This is a genomic window from Roseateles asaccharophilus (genome assembly GCF_031458115.1).
Classification (GTDB): domain Bacteria; phylum Pseudomonadota; class Gammaproteobacteria; order Burkholderiales; family Burkholderiaceae_C; genus Pelomonas; species Pelomonas asaccharophilus_A.
Map to the genome: position 1 here is coordinate 1 of NZ_JAVDXV010000010.1, position 20,852 is coordinate 20,852.

The 20,852-nt window shown below is 62.9% G+C and carries 16 protein-coding genes and 1 tRNA gene; 1 reads left to right on the plus strand and 16 read right to left on the minus strand.

All coding sequences use genetic code 11. The annotated features are described in order from the left end of the window. Positions 1-126: 126 nt before the first annotated feature. The 15 genes from J2X21_RS22710 to J2X21_RS22780 form a co-directional block, all read right to left on the minus strand. Positions 127-1,350 (minus strand): type II secretion system F family protein, encoded by a 1,224-nt coding sequence (locus tag J2X21_RS22710; RefSeq protein WP_310332402.1) that lies wholly within the window; start codon positions 1,348-1,350, stop codon positions 127-129. 8 nt (positions 1,351-1,358) lie between these two features. Next, the gene (gene gspG, locus J2X21_RS22715; RefSeq protein ID WP_310332403.1) at positions 1,359-1,790 is read right to left on the minus strand and encodes a type II secretion system major pseudopilin GspG; all 432 of its coding nucleotides are present in this window, start codon (positions 1,788-1,790) and stop codon (positions 1,359-1,361) included. Between the two features lie 5 nt (positions 1,791-1,795). Then, complete coding sequence (locus J2X21_RS22720; RefSeq protein WP_310332404.1) at positions 1,796-2,239, minus strand: type II secretion system protein; 444 nt, start codon at positions 2,237-2,239, stop codon at positions 1,796-1,798. 19 nt (positions 2,240-2,258) lie between these two features. Then, entirely contained in the window at positions 2,259-2,645 is a 387-nt protein-coding gene (locus J2X21_RS22725) for a type II secretion system protein (protein WP_310332405.1), read from the minus strand. A gap of 2 nt (positions 2,646-2,647) precedes the next feature. Continuing rightward, on the minus strand, positions 2,648-3,136 hold the full coding sequence (locus tag J2X21_RS22730; RefSeq protein ID WP_310332406.1) for a type II secretion system protein: 489 nt from the start codon (positions 3,134-3,136) through the stop codon (positions 2,648-2,650). After that, complete coding sequence (locus J2X21_RS22735; RefSeq protein WP_310332407.1) at positions 3,133-5,355, minus strand: cohesin domain-containing protein; 2,223 nt, start codon at positions 5,353-5,355, stop codon at positions 3,133-3,135. The genes J2X21_RS22730 and J2X21_RS22735 overlap by 4 nt, the downstream gene beginning before the upstream one ends. Positions 5,356-5,490: 135 nt before the next feature. Next, positions 5,491-5,751, minus strand: coding sequence for a hypothetical protein (locus tag J2X21_RS22740; RefSeq protein ID WP_310332408.1), 261 nt, complete (start codon positions 5,749-5,751; stop codon positions 5,491-5,493). A 338-nt stretch (positions 5,752-6,089) separates the two neighbouring features. Next, positions 6,090-6,662, minus strand: coding sequence for a hypothetical protein (locus tag J2X21_RS22745; RefSeq protein WP_310332409.1), 573 nt, complete (start codon positions 6,660-6,662; stop codon positions 6,090-6,092). A 94-nt stretch (positions 6,663-6,756) separates the two neighbouring features. Then, positions 6,757-7,185 carry an SMI1/KNR4 family protein gene (locus J2X21_RS22750; protein ID WP_310332410.1) on the minus strand — a complete coding sequence of 143 codons (429 nt, stop codon included), beginning with the start codon at positions 7,183-7,185 and terminating at the stop codon, positions 6,757-6,759. After that, positions 7,182-11,279, minus strand: coding sequence for an RHS repeat-associated core domain-containing protein (locus J2X21_RS22755; protein WP_310332411.1), 4,098 nt, complete (start codon positions 11,277-11,279; stop codon positions 7,182-7,184). Before J2X21_RS22755 ends, J2X21_RS22750 begins: the two co-directional genes overlap by 4 nt. 83 nt (positions 11,280-11,362) lie before the next feature. Next, the gene (locus J2X21_RS22760; protein ID WP_310332412.1) at positions 11,363-14,476 is read right to left on the minus strand and encodes an FG-GAP-like repeat-containing protein; all 3,114 of its coding nucleotides are present in this window, start codon (positions 14,474-14,476) and stop codon (positions 11,363-11,365) included. 451 nt (positions 14,477-14,927) lie between these two features. Then, positions 14,928-18,359 carry a SpvB/TcaC N-terminal domain-containing protein gene (locus tag J2X21_RS22765; protein ID WP_310332413.1) on the minus strand — a complete coding sequence of 1,144 codons (3,432 nt, stop codon included), beginning with the start codon at positions 18,357-18,359 and terminating at the stop codon, positions 14,928-14,930. Between the two features lie 194 nt (positions 18,360-18,553). Further along, positions 18,554-18,796 carry a hypothetical protein gene (locus tag J2X21_RS22770; protein WP_310332414.1) on the minus strand — a complete coding sequence of 81 codons (243 nt, stop codon included), beginning with the start codon at positions 18,794-18,796 and terminating at the stop codon, positions 18,554-18,556. Between the two features lie 6 nt (positions 18,797-18,802). Then, a complete protein-coding gene (locus J2X21_RS22775) occupies positions 18,803-19,099 on the minus strand; it encodes a hypothetical protein (protein WP_310332415.1) in 297 nt (98 codons plus the stop codon). Between the two features lie 409 nt (positions 19,100-19,508). After that, positions 19,509-19,584 (minus strand) — tRNA-Arg (locus J2X21_RS22780). A 143-nt stretch (positions 19,585-19,727) separates the two neighbouring features. Between J2X21_RS22780 and J2X21_RS22785 the strand changes: the two genes are divergently transcribed. Further along, the gene (locus J2X21_RS22785) at positions 19,728-20,267 is read left to right on the plus strand and encodes a c-type cytochrome (RefSeq protein ID WP_310332416.1); all 540 of its coding nucleotides are present in this window, start codon (positions 19,728-19,730) and stop codon (positions 20,265-20,267) included. A 61-nt stretch (positions 20,268-20,328) separates the two neighbouring features. On the opposite strand, the gene J2X21_RS22790 is transcribed toward J2X21_RS22785, so the two are convergent. Next, positions 20,329-20,844 carry a DUF2946 family protein gene (locus J2X21_RS22790; RefSeq protein WP_310332417.1) on the minus strand — a complete coding sequence of 172 codons (516 nt, stop codon included), beginning with the start codon at positions 20,842-20,844 and terminating at the stop codon, positions 20,329-20,331. Positions 20,845-20,852: the final 8 nt, after the last annotated feature.

The following is a 20,852-nucleotide window of genomic DNA, read 5'->3' on the forward strand; positions in this document are numbered from 1 at the left end:
AATTCTTCTGGGTAGGGTTGCTTGCTCTGCATGGCACCTCCGATTGGGCCTCAGTTTGAGGCTCGAAGATGTCTACTGAACCCGGGTCGATTCACGTCAGGGGCGAAATCATGACGTGTGATCGGCTCAGCGAATGGATGACGCGATGTCGAAGATGGGCATGTACAGCGTCACGACCAGGCCACCTACCAGCACAGCGACAACAAGCAATAGCAGAGGCTCGACGACCCGTGTTGCGCGGTCGACAAAGGTCTCGAAGGACTCCGCATGCCGTTGGCTGACCGCGTGCAGCACGGCGCCGAAATCTCCCCCTCGTTCTCCTGCGCGCAGGAGCCGCTCCGTCACGGCGTTGGTGATTGATGATGCTGCAAAGGCGCGGGACACTGAAACCCCTTGAGCAATCAAGTGCTGAGCCTGACCCAGGCGCTCACGCTGTGATGTCCCTGAGGCGATGGTCTTGCACAGATCCAGGGACTCATGGAGGCTGAAGCCTCCGCGGCTGAGCATGGCCAGCGCTTCATACAGGCGAGTCAACTCCAGCTGCAATGCTTGGTGACGCAGCCATGGCACCGCATCAATCACCCAGGCGAGCACCCGCTTCCAACGACCGTTCACGATGAGCCCCGCAACGCCCCCGAGCAGCAGCAGCCCGACCAGAGGCAACAGCCACGGATGGTCTTTGAGCAGCGTGCTCAGCCCCAGCAGCAAACGTGTCGTTCCACCCGCTGCCGGGCCCATCTGCGCGTAGAGCGCCGCAAACCTCGGCACCACGACGGACAACAGGAACAGGGTGATGACGATGCCCAGCGCTATCACGATGCTGGGGTAGAGCGCCGCACTCACGATCCGCGAGCGAAGTCGGGCCGTCAGATCCGCGTAGCGGAGATAGGAATCCAGCGCGGACACCAGATTGCTGGTGCGCTCGCTAGCCTGCACGGACGCGACCAGAAGAGGTGGGACACCAGGCATCTCAGCCAAGGCCGTTGAAAGCGACTTGCCATCGCGCAGATGCCGAAGCAACGCTGAATAGAAGCTGCCCCCCGTCGCCGCACTCTTGTCGCTGCCCTGGCGCTGCTGATTGGCTTCCAAGGCTTCAAGAGCCTCGACCACTGAAAGCCCCGCCTTCAGCAAGGAGCTGAGTTCTCGGCAGAACAGGACAACCTCCCGCTCCACACTTCGCCCCAAGCCTGCCTTCAACCACGAGCGCATGGCGGGTGCTGGCTTCAGGTCAAGCACGCGGTGCCCGGCAGCTGCGATCACGCTTTCTGCCTGAACGGCATCCCGGGCCTCGACGCGCTGCGTCGAGACCTCACGGCTCACAGGATCCAGAACACGGGCGAGGAAGAACACAGGCGCGCTCAGTTGCGGACGTCGGCGTCTTCGCCGCCGCCGCCCATCGCACGGTCGCGGCCGTAGCTCAGGATGTCGAAATCCCTGCCCTGCACGCCTGGGGAGCGGTAGACATAAGGTGAGCCCCAGGGGTCGCGGGGAATCTCGCCGTTGGTGACGCTGTTCAGATAGGGGCCGCGCCAACGCGGGTCGGAGGGCGGTTGAACCAGGGCCTTCAGCCCGACGGCGTTGTCTGGATATCGGCCCATGTCAATCCGGTAGGCCTGAACCGCCTTGCCCAGCGCATCGATCTGCGCTTGTGCCGTTGTCGTTTCAGAGCGGTTCATCTGGGACATGAAGCGTGGCCCGACGATGCCGGTCAGTAGGCCGATGATCAGCAGCACGATTAACAGCTCCAGCAGCGTGAAGCCAAGGTTGCGGTGAACAGGAGAGCGAGGCATTGGACTCATGATTTGGTGACTTGGCGCGGCGTGAACTTCCAATCGGCGTACCGATCTACGACCGGCAGATCGACATGGCTGAGCGCGCGCGGTACGCGCAGGAAGGGACGCTTCTCCCCGTGCGAGAACACGCCGGCAATGCCGCCATCTTCGGCGCGGATCACGCCCCATGCCGGTTGCCCCGTCATGGGGTCCGGTTCGATGCGACGCAGATAGCGCTTGATCCCGAAAGCCCGTCGGTCTTCAAGCAACGCCTCCAGTTCACGAGGACGGCTGTAGGTGCTTCCTGCGGAGTCCTTGGCGTACGCAGCCAGTGCGCCGGCGATCTCGTTGCCGATGCGCAGCAATTCCTGCTCACGTTCACGCTGAGCCTCGTCCGCCCAGCGCGCAGCCACGACCGACGCGCTCGCGGCCATCGCCGCCAGCAGCACCAATGCGGCGATCAGCATGTAGCCGCCCTGCGCACGCCTACCAGTCTGCATAGGGCCGCCCATCAGGTCCTGCACCTGCCGCGCCGCTGCGCACGTCACCAATCCCCTTGGCCTGGCCGCGCGGCGGGCTGAGGCGCCATGTGTCGTCGCGCTCCGTCACCGGGTCGACGGGGACGGCCCGCAGGTACCGGGCCTCGACCAGGTCAGCCAGCTTGTCAGGGTAGCTGTCGCGATCCGCATGGAATTTGTCGATGGCATCCCGCAGCGCTGCCAGGTTGCTACGCAGCGCCGCTTCGCGAGCGCGATCCACATGGCTCACATAGCGCGGCGCCACGATGCCCAGGAGCAGCGCTATCGCAGCCAGCACCACCAGCAGCTCAATCAAGCTGAAGCCAGCGCGAGAAGTCGCTGTACCTGCCACCATGGTCACCAGTGCTTCAGCGGGATGCCATTCGTGCCGACGCGCTCTGACTTGGAGTGCACGTCGTACACATCCGCGCCTGCTCGGGGTGCGTGTGCAGGGGAGTCGTAGGCCCGAAGCGCCCAGCTCTGCTGCGCCGTCAGCCCTTCAGGCGCAAAGGGATCTCGAGGCAGTTGCCGCAGGAAGCGGATCTGCCTCGGTGCACCGCCATCTCGTGAATCCAGCAATCCCTGCTCCAGCGCGTCAAGGCTGGGCGGGTATCCCGACACACCGGGTTGGCGAACCGGGTTCATCTCGTCGAAAGCGCGCTTGTAGGCATCGAGGCCGGCACGAATCTCAAGGAGGGCCGCGCGCAGCTCTCGCTCCTTCCAGCGTGCGGTCGCCACCTCAGCCATTGGCAGCGCCGCGAACGCCAGCACAGACAGCATCGCGCACACCACCATCATCTCGATGAGAGTGAAGCCCGCCTCTGAGCTTGGCCGAGAGGCAATCATTTGAGTACCTCAAGCTTGAGCGCGGGGCCTTGCTTGACCTGCGGCACCTTGGGCCCCGCAGCCAATGGCGCCACCTGAACGATGGGCCAATCGATCTTGCCTTCGCGAAGGGCCTTCAGACGCAGCCTGACCACCTCGCCTTCACCCTCGACGCCCTGCGCCTGCTTGCGAATGATGCCGAACTGCAGCTGGTTGTTCGCTGCATCGACGGCGCGGCTGAAGCTCACCTCGCCGCCTGCCTGCGCCCAGAACCCGCCTTGCTGGATGTCAATCAACTCGACCTGCTTGGGATCGAAGCGCATGGACATGTTGAGCCCGCGCACGGGGTTGGGGAACTGCCCCACCAGGTCGACCTCAAACACATCGCCCACCTTCACCCGAGGTGGATTGCGCCAACCCAAGCTCAATTCTCCTCCCGTCACGGCCGCAAGGCGCCCTGGTACAGCGGGGGCGTCGGCAGGCGCGGCATCGGCCCGGGCCTCAGGCGTTGGAGACCCCTTGGGTTTCTCGGCATCGGACTCTGCGACGCTGATGGCACGCCCGCCCACCGCGCGCAGCCGCCCGTAGGTTTCGGTGCCCACCCACATCTCACTTTCGCTGATGTCGGGCCTGCGCACATTGCGCACGATCCGCGGCGTGATGCCCAGCACCAGCTCGGTTCGCGTGCCATTGTTCAACTGGCTGGAAAACAGCCGCCCCACCACGGGCAGGTCGCCCAGGCCAGGCACTCGACTGGCGTTGGACGTCTCTTCCCTGCTGATCAGGCCAGCCAGGACCTGAGTTTCGCCATCACGCAGGCGCAGCACCGTGCTGGCGTTGCGCGTACCCAGTTGGTAGGCCAGCGTGCCGGAGCTGGTCTTGATCTGCTGCTGCAGTGAACTGACCTCCAGCCCCACCTTGATGGTGACTTCGTCTTCGACGTTGATGATCGGCTCGAGATCCAGCTTCAGGCCCACGTCCAGATAGCTGACGTTCTCGGACACGAAGCCCGTTGCCGCAGCCGTCGTTGTCACCACCGGCAGCTTGTTGCCCACCAGCACCTTGGCCTTCTCGCGGTTCTTGATGCGCACCCGCGGGCTGGCCAGGGTTTCAAAGTCGCCCACCTGCCGCCTCAGGTTCAGCAGCAGCCCCGAGACCGACACGCCGATGCGATCGCGGTTCAGGCTCTCCAGGCTGGATACGGTCAGGCCACTCGCACCTGCAGCGCTCAAAGGCGTGAGCGCCAATGTGTCTGGGAACTTGATGCCCAGCTCAGTCAGCCGCGTAGAGCTGACCTCCAGCACCTCCAGCTCCAGCGTCACCTCGGGCTCGGCGGCATCGAACGACGCCAGCAGACGCTCGGCCAACTGGATGGTTTCGGGAGCCTCGCGCAATGCCAGCATGTTGCTGCGCTCGTCGACGAAAGGCTCCCTGACCTTCAGCATGCTCTTCATGAACGCTGAGGCCTGGCGCACATCCGCATTGGCAAGGTAGAAAGTGCGCACCACCAGTTCCTGGTACTCCCGTTGCTTGTCCGGCGTGTTGGGGTAGATCAGCACGGTCCGGCTGTCCAGCACCTTCTTGCCCATCTGGTGGGTGCTGACGATGAGGTCGAGCGCATCCTCCACCCGCACGTTGTTCAGGAACAGCGTCACGCGCAGATCGGCGCGGATGTCCTTGTCAAAGACAAAGTTCAGGCCGCTGTGCCGCGTTACCGCATCCAGCACGGTGCGGAGCGGCGTGTCCCGGAAGTCCAGCGAGATCGGGCGAACTTCAGCCAGGCTGCCGCGTGCGGCTTCGAGCTGGGCCGTGCGTTGGCCTAGTTCGTACTTCCGCTGCCAAGCCACCAAGCCCGCATGGCGTGGGTCGGACTTCAGCGCCTCTGTCACAAGGCGAGCAGCCGCGTGGCCTTGCCCCTTGGCGAGCTTTTGATCAGCTTCGGCCAAGACGGCATCCTGCCGCCTCTCGGTGGCTAGCGCCGTTGCCAAGTCACGGACACGTGCGTTGTCAGGGTCGAGTTGCGAAGCCCGCACCAGCAGTTGCTCGGCAGCCTCCGCCTGTCCTTGGGCTCGTGCCGCGCCAGCTTCCGTGATCAGTTTGGTCAACGCCTCGTTCTTGGCTCGCAGCCAGGCACCGCGCAACTCCAGGTTGTCGGGGTGTTGTTTGACCCCCTGTGTCAGGGTCTGCAGCGCTTCTTCATAGCGACCATCCGCCATCTGCTGCCGGGCTTGCCGGTTCATCTGATCGGCTGCGCATCCAGATAGCAACAGAGCTAGGGCAAGAGTGAGCGGCAACAGATAACACTGCTGGCGGGCGCGCTGGTACAGAGGCGAAGAGTTGAAAAGACGCAAACGCACGGCGGGGCCAGTTGTAGATCAAGGGGCCCCAACTTCGGGCGGCAACATCAGGGTTTCGGTATGGCGCGAAGGAGCGTGAAAGAATCGCAGCGCCACAATGCGGCTGGCATTGTCGTCGGGCTTCAGTGGGTGTTTCCCCTCGCCGAGCAGGGCTGTCAGTTGGTAGCCGCTGGAGACCACATCACCCACTTTAGCCACCAAGAAGCGGTCGCCGTCGCGCAGGTACACAACAGGGCGCCCTTCCGGCGCCCGGAAACGCCCCGCGAACTGAACATTCAAGGGTGGTGGAGGCGGGGGCAACGATGGTCCGACAACTTCGATTGGTGCAGTAGACGAAATGGTCGACCCCGCGATCGTGGCAGTGGCCTGTGGACTGCGCCGATCCGCAAAAATGTCGACCTGAGAAGGTGTGACTCGCGCAGCGTCGGCATCAAGCGACAACGCCTCAAAGGCCGTTCGCCTTGTGGTTGCGGCGTCACGTGGCGTCAATCGCGCCTCTTGCGGCAAATCGACAAGGGCTGGCTGAGGCTCAGGCGCTGGAGACAACAGCGCCCAGATCGAAAGCAACACCGTGATCCCCAATGCCCACAGATATACCGGCTTGGTGCGAGGAAGGTTCACCGGCCAGCCACTTCTGGAGCGGTTGCAGTTGCGCTTGCCGCAGCGCCCTCCACTTGACCGCCTTCAGCCAACCCATAGGCACGCAGCCGCACGGAAACCAACAACTCAGCCGACGCGCTCTGGGGCTGCGTAGCGCCAACTAGACCGGCAACCTTGCGATCCATCACGACGCTCAGTAGCGCCATCTGGGGATAAGCCTTCTGAACACTGCTCAGGAAGAGTGTGAGATTCGGGTAGGTTGATGCGACCTGGAAAACGATGCCCTGCGCACGCAGTGGAGGATGAATGGATTCGTCGCGACGCGCCGCCTCGTAGGACAACAGCGAAACGCCAGCAATCGATGCAAGCTCCTTGATGTCGGCGTACAAGAATGAGTGTTCGTGCGACATGGCGGTCATAGGTTGGAAACCTCGGTCGGATTGACCGACCGCTGCGCCAACCTCACTCGCGGCGCTCTGGGACGTTTGAATTGCGCTGCGCGCGCCATCGGCCGCCCACAGCTGATAGACCAGTGTCAGGATTGCTGCTACGAACGATAAGCGGGACATCCGTTTGACTGTGAGCTCCATTAACACAACCTTTAGCTCTATATCAGAACCAGAATTCGAACGAGTTCTGCGGCGTAGGACGCTGGGGTTCGCAGGCTCACCCCAATCTACCCAGCTACACCCACGCTCGAAGCTTCTCTGAGAAATCCCCAAAATTTTCCGCAACCCGAATGAAATCGCCTACACCCGTTACATCCCAATAGAAAATAGAGCCCGGCCGACCAGGCCCAATATCAATAAGAAACAAATTCCCTCCAGAATCCCGCCCAATTGGAACATATCCCTCATCAACCTTATTTTCATACAATGAAATGTTCCACAATAGATCACTAGATGAAGTGGGGCTACCCAAGCCAAAAAACACTTGGACATCGGTAGGTGAATCGGAAATGCCCGGAATGTCTATCACGTTTGGCTCTGGGCTGCCCCCATTGTTTTGTAAAAGAAACAGGGTATACGCATCCGGAAGCTTTGCCTTCAATGATTGCTGAAGAGAATCAATAGTGGCGAAATCAATTTCGGGGCCTTGATTCTGAATTTTCATGGAGTAGGACCTCGTCCTCTAGGGGTTTTAACGCTGCCGCCGCCTGCGCCCGGGTTGAAGCCACCGTGATGGCCGGTTATTGCGTGAATATCAGAAGGCACCAACTGCATTGTGACCCCGTCCTGGTGATGATGCCAACTGTAATCCTTTGGAGTCGTTGTATAGCCTGCCTTTGCATTAGCAGCTCTAAAGTCTCCTGCACGAGACCCAGTCTGCTTAATTTGCACAGTAATTACTGCAAACCCAGAGAAATCAGGATAGCCATCGCGATCAAATGGGACGCCAGTACGCGGATGATTACGTCCCGCCAAATGCGCATTTCGTAATTTTCCCGCCACAATCGGCCCGACGCCAATTAGTGCGGCCGCTCCAGACTGAGACGCCGAGTGCGCATCCCCAAGCAGAACGCTGACCTGCGATATTAATGCATTTAACGCAACCCGCTCAGAGTCAGCCATTGAGATCCCTGAGTCTTGCATTTCCCGCTGGAGGCTTTTCATTGCCCCTAGGCTGCTGCTCCAGCATACATTGTCATCCTGGCCGCAGCTTAAATATTGCGCTCGTGTCTTCTCCAATGAATCAATGATCGCCTTGGCCTTATTGATCTTTAATTGCTCTTCGTCTCGCGCCTTCTGTGCCGCCAATATCCCACTAAGAGCGGTCGCATAGGCCAGTTGAGATTGCAAATCCGCAGCGCCAGCCGAAAATCCAGCCTGCATATTCTGCAATATGGAATTATTGGATGCCGCAATAGACGCATGCAGCGAAGTGGAACTTGCCGCCGACCACGCATTAAATTGCGACTGCAAAGTATTAAGTTGGCTCAAATACTGATTTGAATACTGAGCCAGACCGGCGGCTCCTTCAATGTATGTGTTTGCCACGTTGGAATAATGCGTGGCTTGTGCGTCGTAAATTGCTCCACATCCATTGCCAATGCACACCGACGGAAGCACTACAGGACTTGTATACGTTCCCTCCATTCCCGTGGGATCCGTGCATGTCAGCGGATTATTTAAGCAATATGAGTATCTATTGCGATTTTGTGGATCATCAGGATTTTGGATGTTCTGGTCGGGCTGTAGGAACAGCCCCACCCGCGGATCAAACACCCGCCCGTTCATGTGGATGAGCCCGACGTCATCCAGGTGTTCGTGGCCCGTGTAGCCGCGGTTGGTACCGGCGTTGGTGGCCTCGCCCCAGTCGATCACGATGGCCCCGAAGGCGTCGTAGCTGCCGTTGACCTGGCGGCGCTTGCCGAAGGGGTCGTAGGCGTAGCGCTGGGTCACGGCGCCGGCGTGGTCGGTGGTGGCGGCCAGGCTGCCCAGGTGGTCCTTGTGCCAGTACTCCAGCCGCTTGATGGTGGCGCTGGCCAGGTTGGGCGGTAGCTGGTTCACGGTCAGCGTGGGCAGGCTGCCGTGCGTGATGAGCACGCCGATGGCTTGGCCGCCCACGCTCAGGAAGTGCCGGCTGCTGGTTTGCGCGGGGTTGTCCGCGGTCGGCGTGACGGGGCTGTTGACTTCGTGCTCGAAGCCCAGGCCGCCTGCGTTGTCCGGGTGCAGGTACCACAGGGTTCTTGTGCCGGCCTGCGTGCCGCCGGTGATGGTGCGCACTTCCTTGATGCGGGCGCGGTTCTCGTCGTAGACCCAGGTGTGCTGGGCCGTGCCGCCATGCGCGCCGCCTGGGGCGCCCGTGATGCCGTTCTGGCTGTCGGGCAGGTTGAAGCTGGTGTAGGTGATGCTGCGGTACTTGCCGTCGCTGGCACTGGTGAGGTTGCCGGCGTCGTCGTAGCCGTAGGTGGTGACGCTGTTGTCCAGTGCGGTGAGCGTGGCCAGGGCGTGGGGACGCGCGCTGCCGGCCGTCGGGTAGGTGTAGATGCCGACGTCGCTCTTGCTGAGCAGCATGCCCAGCGCGTTGTATTGCAGGTGGACGGTGCGGCTGCCGCCAGGCACCCCGGGGGCGTTGACGGTGTACTTGGTCAGCCGCGCGAGGGCGTCGCCGTACTCGAAGTTCTCGGTGACGGCGCCGGCCACGGGGTCGCCGATGTTGTCTGCGCGGTAGACGAGGTTGTTGAGGCTGTCCCAGGCGTAGTTGTAGTCCAGCACGGTCTTGCTGGCGCCGGGGCCGGCGCTTTGGGCCACGGTGCGGCCGGTGGCGGCTTCGTAGCCGGCGCGGCCGGTGACGCCGTTGCCCAGCGTGCTTTGCTCGCTGCGGCCCCAGGCGTTGACGATTTGTGCCTGCCACAGGCTGCTGCCGGCGGCGAGGTTGACGCTGGCGCCCGGTGTGCCGCCCGCGGTGGCGGGCAGCGGGCTCACGGTGGCGGCGTTGGCCAGCTTGAGTTGCTTGAGGAAGCCGCGGGCGGTGTAGTCGTAGTTGACTTGCACGCCGGTGGGGTAGGTCTTGTAGGTCAGCCTGCCGGTTGCGCCGTCGTAGGTGTTGTAGCCGGCCATGGAGGGGCCGTTGGTGACGGTGGTGAGGCTGTTGAAGACCCGGTAGACGCTGTCGTAGCCGTTGTGGTTCGTTCGGGTGTCACCGGTGCCGGCTCGGGTGTAGCTGCTGGCGCACAGCAGGCCCTTGAAGCAGCCGTGCTTGGTGCTGAGCGCGGTGTCGTAGGTCCAGGTGCCGGTGCCTTCGGGTTCGCTGCGGCTCGTCATGCGGCCGAGCTTGTCGTAGGCCATGGTGATGGCGGTGGCGGCAGCGCGCTGGTTGGGGTTCTCCTGCCAGACGAGCTGGCCCAGCGGGTCGTGCTCGTACTTCCAGATGCCGCTGTCGGGGTCGTTGAGCTGGGTCTTGCGCCCGCGCAGGTCGTACTGCAGCGTGGTGAGGTTTTGCAGCGCGTCCTTGCTGGCCAGCAGGTTGTTGAAGGCGTCGTACTGGTGGGCCAACTGGCCGCCAGCCTCGTCGGTCACGCGCACGAGCAGGCCGATGGCGTTTCTCTCATCCAGGCGCTGCTGGCCCTTGTCGTTGATGAGGGTGGTGCTCAGGCCCGCGTAGTTGTAGCGCGTGGCGGTGATGGTGCGGCTGCCGTAGTTGGCATAGCTCACGCCGGCGCCACCGTCGCGGCTGAAGCTGTAGCTGCCGCTCAGGCCGTTGGCGTCGGCCGTGAACAGCGCCGTGGGGCGGCCCAGCGCGTCGTAGCGGGTGAGCGTGACGCCCACGTCCTGGGTGCCCGTGGCGGTGCTGGAGCCGCTGGCCAGGAAGTAGGGCTGGGTCTCCATGAGCTTGGAGCCCTGGGCGCTGTAGACGGTGTCCTTGACGATGAGGCTGGCGATCAGGCCCGTGGGCTGGCCCGTGCCGTCAAAGCTTTCTGTGACGCTGCGGATCTCGCGGCCCAGGCGGTCAAAGTAGACGCGCCCGTAGGGGCCCATCTTGGCATCCGCCGTGTTGCGCGGCTCGCTGTGCACGTAGCTCACCGCATCCGCCGGCGCCTCCGCGGGCACGCCGCTGTCGCAGCCCGCGGTGTTGCTGGTGAGGTCGCTGACGCGGCCCGCGATGTAGCAGTAGCGGTAGATGGTGGAGGTGTTGTCTACCGCGGTCGCGCGGGTCTTGCGCCCGAAGTCGTCCAGCGTGACGCTGCTGACTTTGCCGTTGGCGTCGGTGCGCTTGGTGACGGCCCCAAAGCGCGGGTCGTACTCGAAGTTCTCGGTGTGGCCCAGCGCGTTGGTGGTGGTGATGGGGAACAGGCCCCGCGCCAGGGTGATGGCCGTACCGTTGATCGTGGCCACCGGCATGGTGGCGGGCGCGTAGTTGCTGCCCGCGTTGCGGCTTGTGAACTGCTGGCGCGCAGGAATGGTGCCCGCGCAGTTGGCCACCGTGGTGCTGTTCTTGTTGCCCCACGCGTCGTAGCCGTAGGTGGTGCGCACGCACAGCGCCGGGTTGTCGGGCTCGACGGTCTCGGTGAGCACGCGGTCCGCGGCGTCGTAGGTGTAGGCGACGCTGCGGCTGTAGTTGTAGGGGTCGGCAGGGGTTTGCGCACTCGCCGGCGCCAGCCCGCCCAGCACCCCGAGCGAGGCCAGTGGGACCAGCAGTCCCGCCCGCCAGCGAGCCCCGCGGCTCGTGGCGAATCCCTGGCGCTTCAGCGTCTTGTTGCGCATGCTCTGAACTCCCTGCTTTCAGTCTCAGCCCGGGCCTGCCCGGGCTGGCTTGGTTTGTTGCTTGTTCCGGGACCGCCGGGCTTCTACTGGCCGGTGGTGGCGCTGGCCTTGGGTTGGCTGCCCGCCGTGGTGGGGATGGCGCTCAAGCTGTTGGGCACGACGTTGGTGGTCGTGGCCTTCTTGACTCGAGCAACCTTCCAGTTGTCGTTGAGGATGTCGTCGGGGAAGTACTGGTAGTCGGTTTGCTTGCTGAAGCTCTCCGTCCCCGCCGGCCCGCTGCCTTGCGTCTGCACCACCACGCTGGAGAGGTAGCCCCCGCTGTAGCGCTGGGTCGTGGTGGTGGTGGGCGTGGCATAACCGGCCAGGTCCACGCCGCTTTGCACGCTCTTGAACAGGTACGGCCGGCTGAGCTTGCCGCTCACCGGGCACGGCGCTGTGACGGTGGCGCTGTTCTCCGCACCGGCCGCCGCGTACGTGTCGCAGTAGATGTTCTCCACCCGGCTCACCCGCGTGCCCGTCTGCGGCGCGTTCATCGCGCTCAGCGCACCCAGGTAAGTCTCCGACACCGCCACCGAACCGATGTGCGGGTGCTTTTGAACCAGCTGCTTCACGCTCGTGAGCTTGCTCACCCCATCCGGGGCGTCCACCTGCTGGCGGATCTCTCGGAATCCCAGGAAACCTCGGCCGTTGGCCTCTGCCTTCATCCCGGCGTAGCCGAACTCAACTGTGGCCTTGGTCGCATCTACGCCAGCATCGGTCGTCAGTCGCGTCACCACCGGCAGCGCAAACACCACATCCCGCACGGCAGGGAACACGGCCGCGTGAGCTGCGCCACCATCACTCGCGTAGCGGTTGCTCGCGGTCAACATCTCGTAGCTGATGTCGGTCACGAGGCCGGTCCCACTGATCACTTTAACCAGCAGGTCAGCCGACAGCGGGTTGACCTTGACGAACAGTTGGTTCGGGAACTGGCTCGGGAAATCGTCTACGACCAGGAACTCCAACCCGCCGGTGCCGCTGAAATTGCCGGGAATGTATTCGGACGCGCCGGTCCAACCTGTGTGCTGCAGTGACGCAATCGTCCCAAGGTCTGTGAAGTGGCGCTCACCGAGCGAACGGTAGACGCGCGGTGCCCCTTGCGCCGGGAACTGAAGGAGGTCACTGCGGCCGTCGCCGTCGATGTCCAGCGTCTGTGGCGCCCAGACGTGGCTTGCAGGCACGTCGCTGAGCACATGGGAAACGACGGTGCCATTGCTGCTACCGCTGCTCATACCGATGGTGCGCTGGGTGCTGTTGAGGCAGAGCGAATCGGCGAACCCGTCGCCATTGACATCCGCAAAGATGGGATCGGTCAGACACGCGCTGACGGTGTAGTTGCCAAGAGCGAATTGGCCGCCTTGCACGCCCGCGAGAATTTGCTGGCTCTTTTGCGTCCAATAGCCCCGGCCGTACTCACCGTTGCCATCGGTGCCAACGAGCGCCATACGCGGCGAAAGCACGAGCTCAGGCATGCCGTCCTGGTTGATATCACGCACTTGAACAGTCTGCGCGCCGCCGGCGTAGGGCACCCAGGAGCCTGTCAACGAGTTGAACGGAAAGCCGCTCGGCATCGTGATACCGCCCGGCGCAAACAGCGTAGGGACCGACTTCCGGAACGAGCCATCCCCGTTGCCAGACCACAAGGTCACGCCGCAATTTACCGCGCCCGTCACGCACCAAAGACCAAGGCCGTTCAGATCGCCACGCGGCTCGGCCTTGTCGGCAACCATCGACAGGATGTCGAGGATGCCGTCGCCATCAAAGTCGTCTGCGATATAGCTGCCGTAGTTGCGATAGAGCGTGCCGTCGTTCTCAATGCGCCCACTGGCATGAAGCAGTGGCAACGTCGCCTGCGTTGCAGCATCGCGCAGTGGCGTCGATGTGAACGAACCATCGCCGTTGGATACGTAGATCAAGCTGGGGGTGCCGCCCGCACAAGTGACGGGGCTGCTGTTCTGGTAGTAGGTGCCGGCAGGCACTGCAGATCTCAGCAGGTCGGTGCGTCCGTCACCGTTGAAGTCGGCCGCCACGGTACGGAAGCAAGGCGATCCCAAACGCAGCACCTCATTGGCCAGATTGAACTGACCGGCCGAAGTGCCAGCGGGGACGTTGTTGAAATTGCCATTTCCCGAGCTGAGGAACAGTGTGTTCGTCTCCCCCCAGCGCAGGATGTCCGTGCGTCCATCCCCATTGAAATCGCCGGTGATGACGTAACCCTTGAGCACCGTACTGCGCAAGCTGTTGCTTACCCCTTGGTCATTCAGCCCGACGCTCGGCTTGTCAACGAACGCAAGGCCGCCGGGCGCATAGCCGAACTTTGTCGGCGGCGAACAGTTCGCCTGCGGATTGGCCGTGCCCACACACTCGGTCACCGACTCCAGCAGGCTGCGACCTGTGGTGGGTGCATTCACGTAGCCCAGCTTGATCGTGCGGACTTTCAACGTCGAGTTGACATAGCTTGCGATGCTGGCAAGCCGGCGGATGCTGACGAAGTTTCTACCGGCCTGGTAGGCCTCGGAACGATCCCCGGTCGCATCGGATTTGTCTTCGTATATGAACTCCACGCTATTCGTCGGCGCGCTCTGGGCATTGCCGCCATAGCGCACGCGCTTGACGCTCCACTCGATGCCAGGCCACGAGTTCGATCCCCAGGTCGCAAGAAACCTCAGCTCATAGGAGAAGTCGGCGTAGTTCCCGTCCACGTCACTCGCGCGAGCCAATGGCCAAACGACGGGGGGGCCACTTCCCTCATCCCGAGTGACAAGTGTGTTGCCATCACTCAAAGCGCCAGGACTGCTTCCGTACTCATGCACCAGGCCCGAACGGAACCACACCTTGAAGTAGAGAGGGCCCCCATAGCCATGGGCCCCGTAAGCCCTCACTCGCGTATGCGGGTCCTGCTCCAGCCGGAACTCCCGTACACCACCACCTGCCATCGAGGCCGCGTCATTTGTTTGCGGAAACACCAGCGCGACACCAGCAGCATCAACCTGAATCAGCCGTTGTCCATCGAGGCACAACTTGTCGTTGGCGCCGTTGCTCACGAGGGCGCTGACGCCGTCGATGGCCTTCGTTGCTCCACAACGCGTGATCGCCGACAGACCCTGCAGCCCCCAGCCATGTCCGAGCACCCCGCGCCCTCCGGCGGTGTAGGCCAAGCTCAGCTGAGGCGCCAACGGGCCCGGCGGAACGGCGATGGGGTAGCGATAGCTTGCGCTGCCGCCTTGAGACACCTCAACTTGCGCCCATGCGGCACCCGAGGCCATCAGCACTGCTGCGCCTGCAGCTGCAATTGCGGGAGGGGCCCGGTGGGATGCCCCCTTCGCGCAGCTCAGCAAATTTGCGCGCAAGCGCTTACCCAGCGCACATGCGCTCCCCCATTCAATCATGAATGCCTCCCTAGGCAAACTGGCTCAAACACCCGCCATGGCATTTGGCTCTACTTCGGCATGGCACGCATCGCGCGCCCGTATTGCAAATTGTGCGGCACGCTGACACGGCGAACCATCGGGATCGCACCAACGAATCCGGCATCCAACGTCACACGGGGCAAGAACTTGTCGATCAAACTGACGCTGCTCTGTGCCCGGCCCCCTGTTCAAAACCTGCTCACTGTCCCGTGGTGGCGCCCGCCTTGGGCTGGCTGCCCGGCGTGGTCGGAATGGCGCTGAGGCTGTTGGGCACGGTGCTGTTGGTCGTGGCCCTCTTGACGCGTCCCACCTTCCAGTTGTCGTTGAGGATGTCGTCGGGGAAGTACTGGTAGTCGGTTTGCTTGCTGAAGCTCTCCGTCCCCGCCGGCCCGCTGCCTTGCGTCTGCACCACCACGCTGGAGAGGTAGCCCCCGCTGTAGCGCTGGGTCGTGGTGGTGGTGGGCGTGGCATAACCGGCCAGGTCCACGCCGCTTTGCACGCTCTTGAACAGGTACGGCCGGCTGAGCTTGCCGCTCACCGGGCACGGCGCTGTGACGGTGGCGCTGTTCTCCGCACCGGCCGCCGCGTACGTGTCGCAGTAGATGTTCTCCACCCGGCTCACCCGCGTGCCCGTCTGCGGCGCGTTCATCGCGCTCAGCGCACCCAGGTAAGTCTCCGACACCGCCACCGAACCGATGTGCGGGTGCTTCTGAACCAGTTGCTTCACGCTCGTGAGCTTGCTCACCCCATCCGGGGCGTCCACCTGCTGGCGGATCTCTCGGAATCCCAGGAAGCCCCGGCCCTGCGGCTCCACCTTGAATCCCGCGTAGCCGAACTCCGACGCCGCCTTGGCTGTGCCCACTCCCGTGTCCGTGCTCACCTTCGTGACGACATTGATGCTCGGCGTGACGTCAAAGCTTGGATAGGCGCCTGCGTTGACCGTACCCATGTCGCTGGCATACACCGCCGGGTTGCTCAGGTTGGTATAGGTGAGCGTGGTCTTGATGCCCGTGGGCGTCGTGACCGACAACAACTGGTCTGGGGGCAGCGGATCTACCTTGCTGTAGAAGGTGTTGCGGCCGGCTGTGACGATGCCCCATTGCATCTGTGACCAGTACGTCGCCAAGTACTCGGCGCCGCCGGTCCCAAGGAAATTCTTGAAGTAGTTGCCGAAGTTGTTGCCCATCTGTCCGCTGAACGGCGCGGCCGAATGAGAGAAACCACCATTTCCAAGCGAACGGAAATAGATGCCGTTGATCAGCAGGTCCGTGCGCCCGTCGCCGTCAATGTCCGCCGTAAAAAACTGGGCGGTCGTGGAAGGGGAAAAGAACTGCGATGCCCCAGGCGTGTAGGTTTGGCGGTAGCCCCACGTGACGTAGCCATTGGCGTCAACAGCCTTTCGCATGAGCAGCGTGCCGTCTTCGCGACAAATGCCATCATTCACGACGTCACCCCTGAAATATCCCCAGATGACGTTGCAGGGGTCTGGTTGGCCGCCGTTCAAGGTGAAGATGGCCCCGGTGATGGGACCATTCAGCCGCGTTTCCCCGACATAGGCCAGCGTACTCGGGGCTGTCGCGCGAGGCCAGCCGACGAAAGCTGGCAGAACCAATCCCTGAATACCGTTGCCCCTGAAATCTGTGGCGCTGTTGTTCAGGCTCGGAACGATGTAAGGCACCCAGTTGCCGTTCAACGTATGGTCGGCCATCGACGCGATGGGACCGAACCCTGGCGTCGGTGTCTTGCGGAAGCTCCCATCCCCATTGCCCAGCCAAAGCGTGGTGGAACAATTGGTGTAACTGGTCAGGCACCACAACCCTGGATACGGCGAATCGGTCACCAGCGCCGCGTACTGGGCAGTCAGCGCGAGGATGTCAGGCAATCCATCGTCATCAAAATCGCCAACGATGTAGTTGGCGTAGTCACTGATGTATTGCCCATTGCCGACCGGATCTACCCCCGGCGTGCGATTCAAAGGGATGGCTTGCTGGGTGGCTGCGTCACGGATCAGTTGGCGATTGAACGATCCGTCCCCGTTGGACAAATACATGTAGGCAGCACTCGCTGCCGGGCAGAACGATTTGCCATAAGCGTCTGGGCCATTTGCAGTCGGCACCACCAACAGGTCGTCTCGCGCATCTCGGTTGAGATCGAGCACCGAGGTCAGAACGCAGGAGTCAGGGGTCTGTGGCCCACGGAGAAGCGGGTCGTACACGCCTTTAAGGCGGGCGCTCGTCAAATTAAACTGGCCAGCGCCAGTGCCGATCGGAACAGCCTTGTAGTTCTTGACACCCTCGCTCAGGAACAGACGGTTGTCAGAGGCCGTGCTTGACCAGCGCAGAAGATCGGTTCGGCCATCGCTGTTGAAGTCCCCCATGATCGTGCCGCGACTGATGGCGGCGAACGAACAATTGCAGCCGGATGAGTACGTCTGCGTCCACGGGTTGTCGTCAAGGACGATCGTGTCAAGTCCGTTTGGATTGCCCGACGCATCCACAAGCGGGCTGTTGTCAATGTCCATGGCGCTGCCGCCTGGGCTATAGGCGAAAGAAGTCGCAGGTGTACAGACCTCGGTCGCTGACGAGTTGACGATGCACTCGGCGATTCCTTGCAGGATGTCCCGTCCCGTCGAGGGGCCTGCGCCATACTGCAGCTTGACGCGTCGCGTGAGCGCGGCACCACCCGTACCTCCTGCGAAGGTCTCGACCTTGCTCAGCAGCTTCGTCGACAGCTGCACATGGCCTGCCTCGAAAGAAAGTGATCTCGCGCCATTGAATAGCGTGCGATCGCTATAGGTCAGCACGACGCTGTTCGTCGGACCGGTGGACGCTTGGTTCCCGGAGTAGTCGATTCGGCTCAGCACCCATTCGCTGCCTGTAGGCCAGCCCATCCCGGGAGCCACGGAGCCATTCGAGTCCGTGTAGGTCACTGCAGGCACTTGGTTCACCGAGTAGGTGTACTGCATGTAGTTGCCTGCGGCGTCGGTGACCCGGACCAACGGCCAAGCGATGCTGAAGCCCATACCCGCAGCGCTGTTGTCACTGTTGACGACAGGATTCACCAAGCCGGTTTGCGGGTTGGTCGGAGCGGCGCCGTACTCTCGCACAATGCCATTGGCCGTCTTGACCGTGAAGTAGGCTGGGCCGCCGGTGGAGTTGCTGCCATGGGCGCGGATTCGAATGCTGTGATCTGCCTCGATCCGATACTCCCGCACACCGTTTGCGGCCACCGCCGCTGCGTCGTTTGTTTGCGGAAAGGGCAATGGCGCACCGCTGGCGTCTGTCTGAATCAGCCGTTGGCCGTCTAGACACAGCTTGTCGATGTTGTGGTGCAGGACATGCCTGCTCAAGCCATCAACAGCCTTTGTGCTTGCGCATCGAGCGATGGTCGACAGCCCACCCAAACTCCAACCCACGCCGGCAATGCCTTGGCGTGCACCGGTGTAACGTAAAGACAACGGGGGCTGCATGGCCGCTGCGCTGGGTGGCATGGCTACGTCATAGCTGTAGCTCGGGTTGCCACTCTGCGAGACCTCGACGCCTGCGGTCGCCGGCCCCGGAAGGGCAACCAGTACAGCGCCAATCACAAGCAAACTCTTAACCTGGACGCGAGCGTCCGCCCATCCGTGCATGAATGCCTCCCCAGGCAGATTCGGACCAACGATCCGTCGCGGATGCTGGCGTGACTTCAGCTGATGACCTTGGTGTGCCACCTGGCTGGTTCTACAAATTGTGATTCAGATCGCTTGATAACCATCTGGCGGCATTACCCAGGCAAACCCTCAAAACTTGATCGTCGAAGACTCTTCGTGAACAGTCCTGGAGCTCAGCGCCGGGCTTCTACTGGCCAGTGGTGGCGCTGGCCTTGGGCTGGCTGCCCGCCGTGGTGGGAACGGCGCTCAAGCTGTTGGGCACGACATTGGTGGTCGTGGCCATCTTTGACGCGTCCCACCGTCCAGTTGTCGTTGAGGATGTCGTCGGGGAAGTACTGATATCCGCCGTCGCTGAGCGCGTTGATGAGCTTGTGCTGGTTGAGGGAGCCGAAGTAGTTGGCGATGTCGACGCGCACCGCGTACTAAATGCCGCGCTGCCGAGCGTGCACGCGGTTGGCGTCTTGCAGTACGTTCCAGCACGCGCGACTGGAATGAAACATCGTCGGTGACTTGGCACCGGCAAGTTGGTGGATGAACGAGAGCTTGGGATCAGTCGCCCGATCAATAGCCGGCGCAGCCTGGTCTGCCAGTGCTTGGTAGAACAGCTGATCGCGGGGCGGCAGGGTGCTCCCGGGGCGCGAATAGTTGGCGCCGAACTCGCGCCTGCGGCCATCAGCAACGGGAATGCGGAATGTCTTGGGCACCTCGCCGGTAGCCACCTTTTTCCAGCCTCTCCCATGTTGCCCGGCGAGTTTAGGTTGCCGGTGTCTCGGACCCAGGAAAGTCGCATCCGTGGGGTGGGTACTGAGCCTTAGCTTCGGTGGCCGCAAATCGACGGCCACGAGGCCAGGTATCGCGGTTTGGCTGAAGAGCAGATCTACATAACGGCCTGTTGTGACTTGGCGTCCCTACCTGTTGAACCAGCCGCTGTGCGCAGCAGTGCGGGCCAAATGTGTGAGAGCAATGTCAGGGGGCGGCCCCGCTGGGTGATGTCAGAGGCTGTTTGAGGAGGTTCCTGCAAAGCCTCTTTGGCCCACTTTTGGCCCACCTCGCATCCGTTGCACTGCCCGCGCGTATGTTGCCAAATAGAAAATGCCATGCACGTCAGTGACTTGCATGGCCTGTGTCTGGCGCGCCCGGTTGGGATCGAACCAACAACCCCTGCCTTCGGAGGGCAGTACTCTATCCATTGAGCTACGGGCGCGAAGCCACAGATTCTAACAGCGGGGTTCTACCGCCCAGAGACCTCAGTGGCGCCTGCCTATAATTCGACGGTTTTTCGCGTCGCGTCGACTGGCGTGCACGTGACGATAAGAGCCCCAAGAAGACCGACGAGGATTTCCATCCATGAGCGCCAGCCACGACCACGACCACGACGACGCCCACACCGGCCCGATCAAGACGCCCAAGCAACTCGCCTGGGCCGTGTTCTTCTCCTTCGTGGTGCCCGTGATCGTCATCATCATGCTGGCCAACTACGTCAGCACGGCGAGCAAGCCTGCGGCCGGCACCGGCGCGCTGGAAGGCCAGGCGGTGGCCGCGCGCATCGCGCCGGTAGCCAAGGTGGAGGTCAAGGACGTCAACGACGTGGCGGCCCTGGCGTCTGGCGAGAAGGTCTATCAGGCGCAGTGCGCCGCCTGCCACGCCACCGGCGCGGCCGGTGCACCCAAGCTGGGTGACGCAGCCGCCTGGGGGCCGCGCATCAAGAGCGGCGTCGAGGCGCTGCTGAACTCGGCCCTGAAGGGCAAGGGCGCCATGGGTCCGCAGGGCGGCGGCGACTTCAGCGACTACGAGATCCATCGTGCGGTGGTCTACCTGGCCAACCAGGGTGGCGCCAAGTTCGACGAGCCCAAGGCGCCGACCCCGGCCGCCTCCGCAGCGAACTGACCCGCAGCCACCCGCAAGTAAAAGCCCGCTTCGAGCGGGCTTTTTCATGTCTGCGGCGCGGTCAGGGGTGGGGGCGGCGTTGGTAGCCGTGCAGTGACGGCAGCTTGGCGGCGATGCAGTCCTGCGGCATCCAGCGGCCGGCCTCGACGGCCTCGGCCGCCAGCGCCATGTCCTGCGTGTGCACGAGGCCGAAGCCCAGGTCGGTCAGCAGGTAGAGGTGACCGGCCTCGTCCAGCCAGGCGGACTCGACCTGCACCGACCGGCCCGTGTGGCTGGTGACGCCGCCGCCGGGCTGCAGGCGCCAGACCCACGGCGTCAGCTCCAGCTCCACGTAGACCCGCTGCGGGCCGTTCTGGAAGAACCAGGCGCCGCGCTCGTCGACGTCGTAGTTGCGGGCGATGAAGCCCAGCAGCTTGTCGTGGTCGATGCGGCTGCCCTTCACGCGCGGGAAGGGGCCGGCGCGTTGGATGCGTTCGTCGCGCATGTACCAGTCGCCACGCGCATCCAGCGCCAGCCAGCCGTAGCAATGGGGCACGTTGGGCCACTTCTTCAGCGCGGCCTGAACGATGTCATCCATCGAGCGCG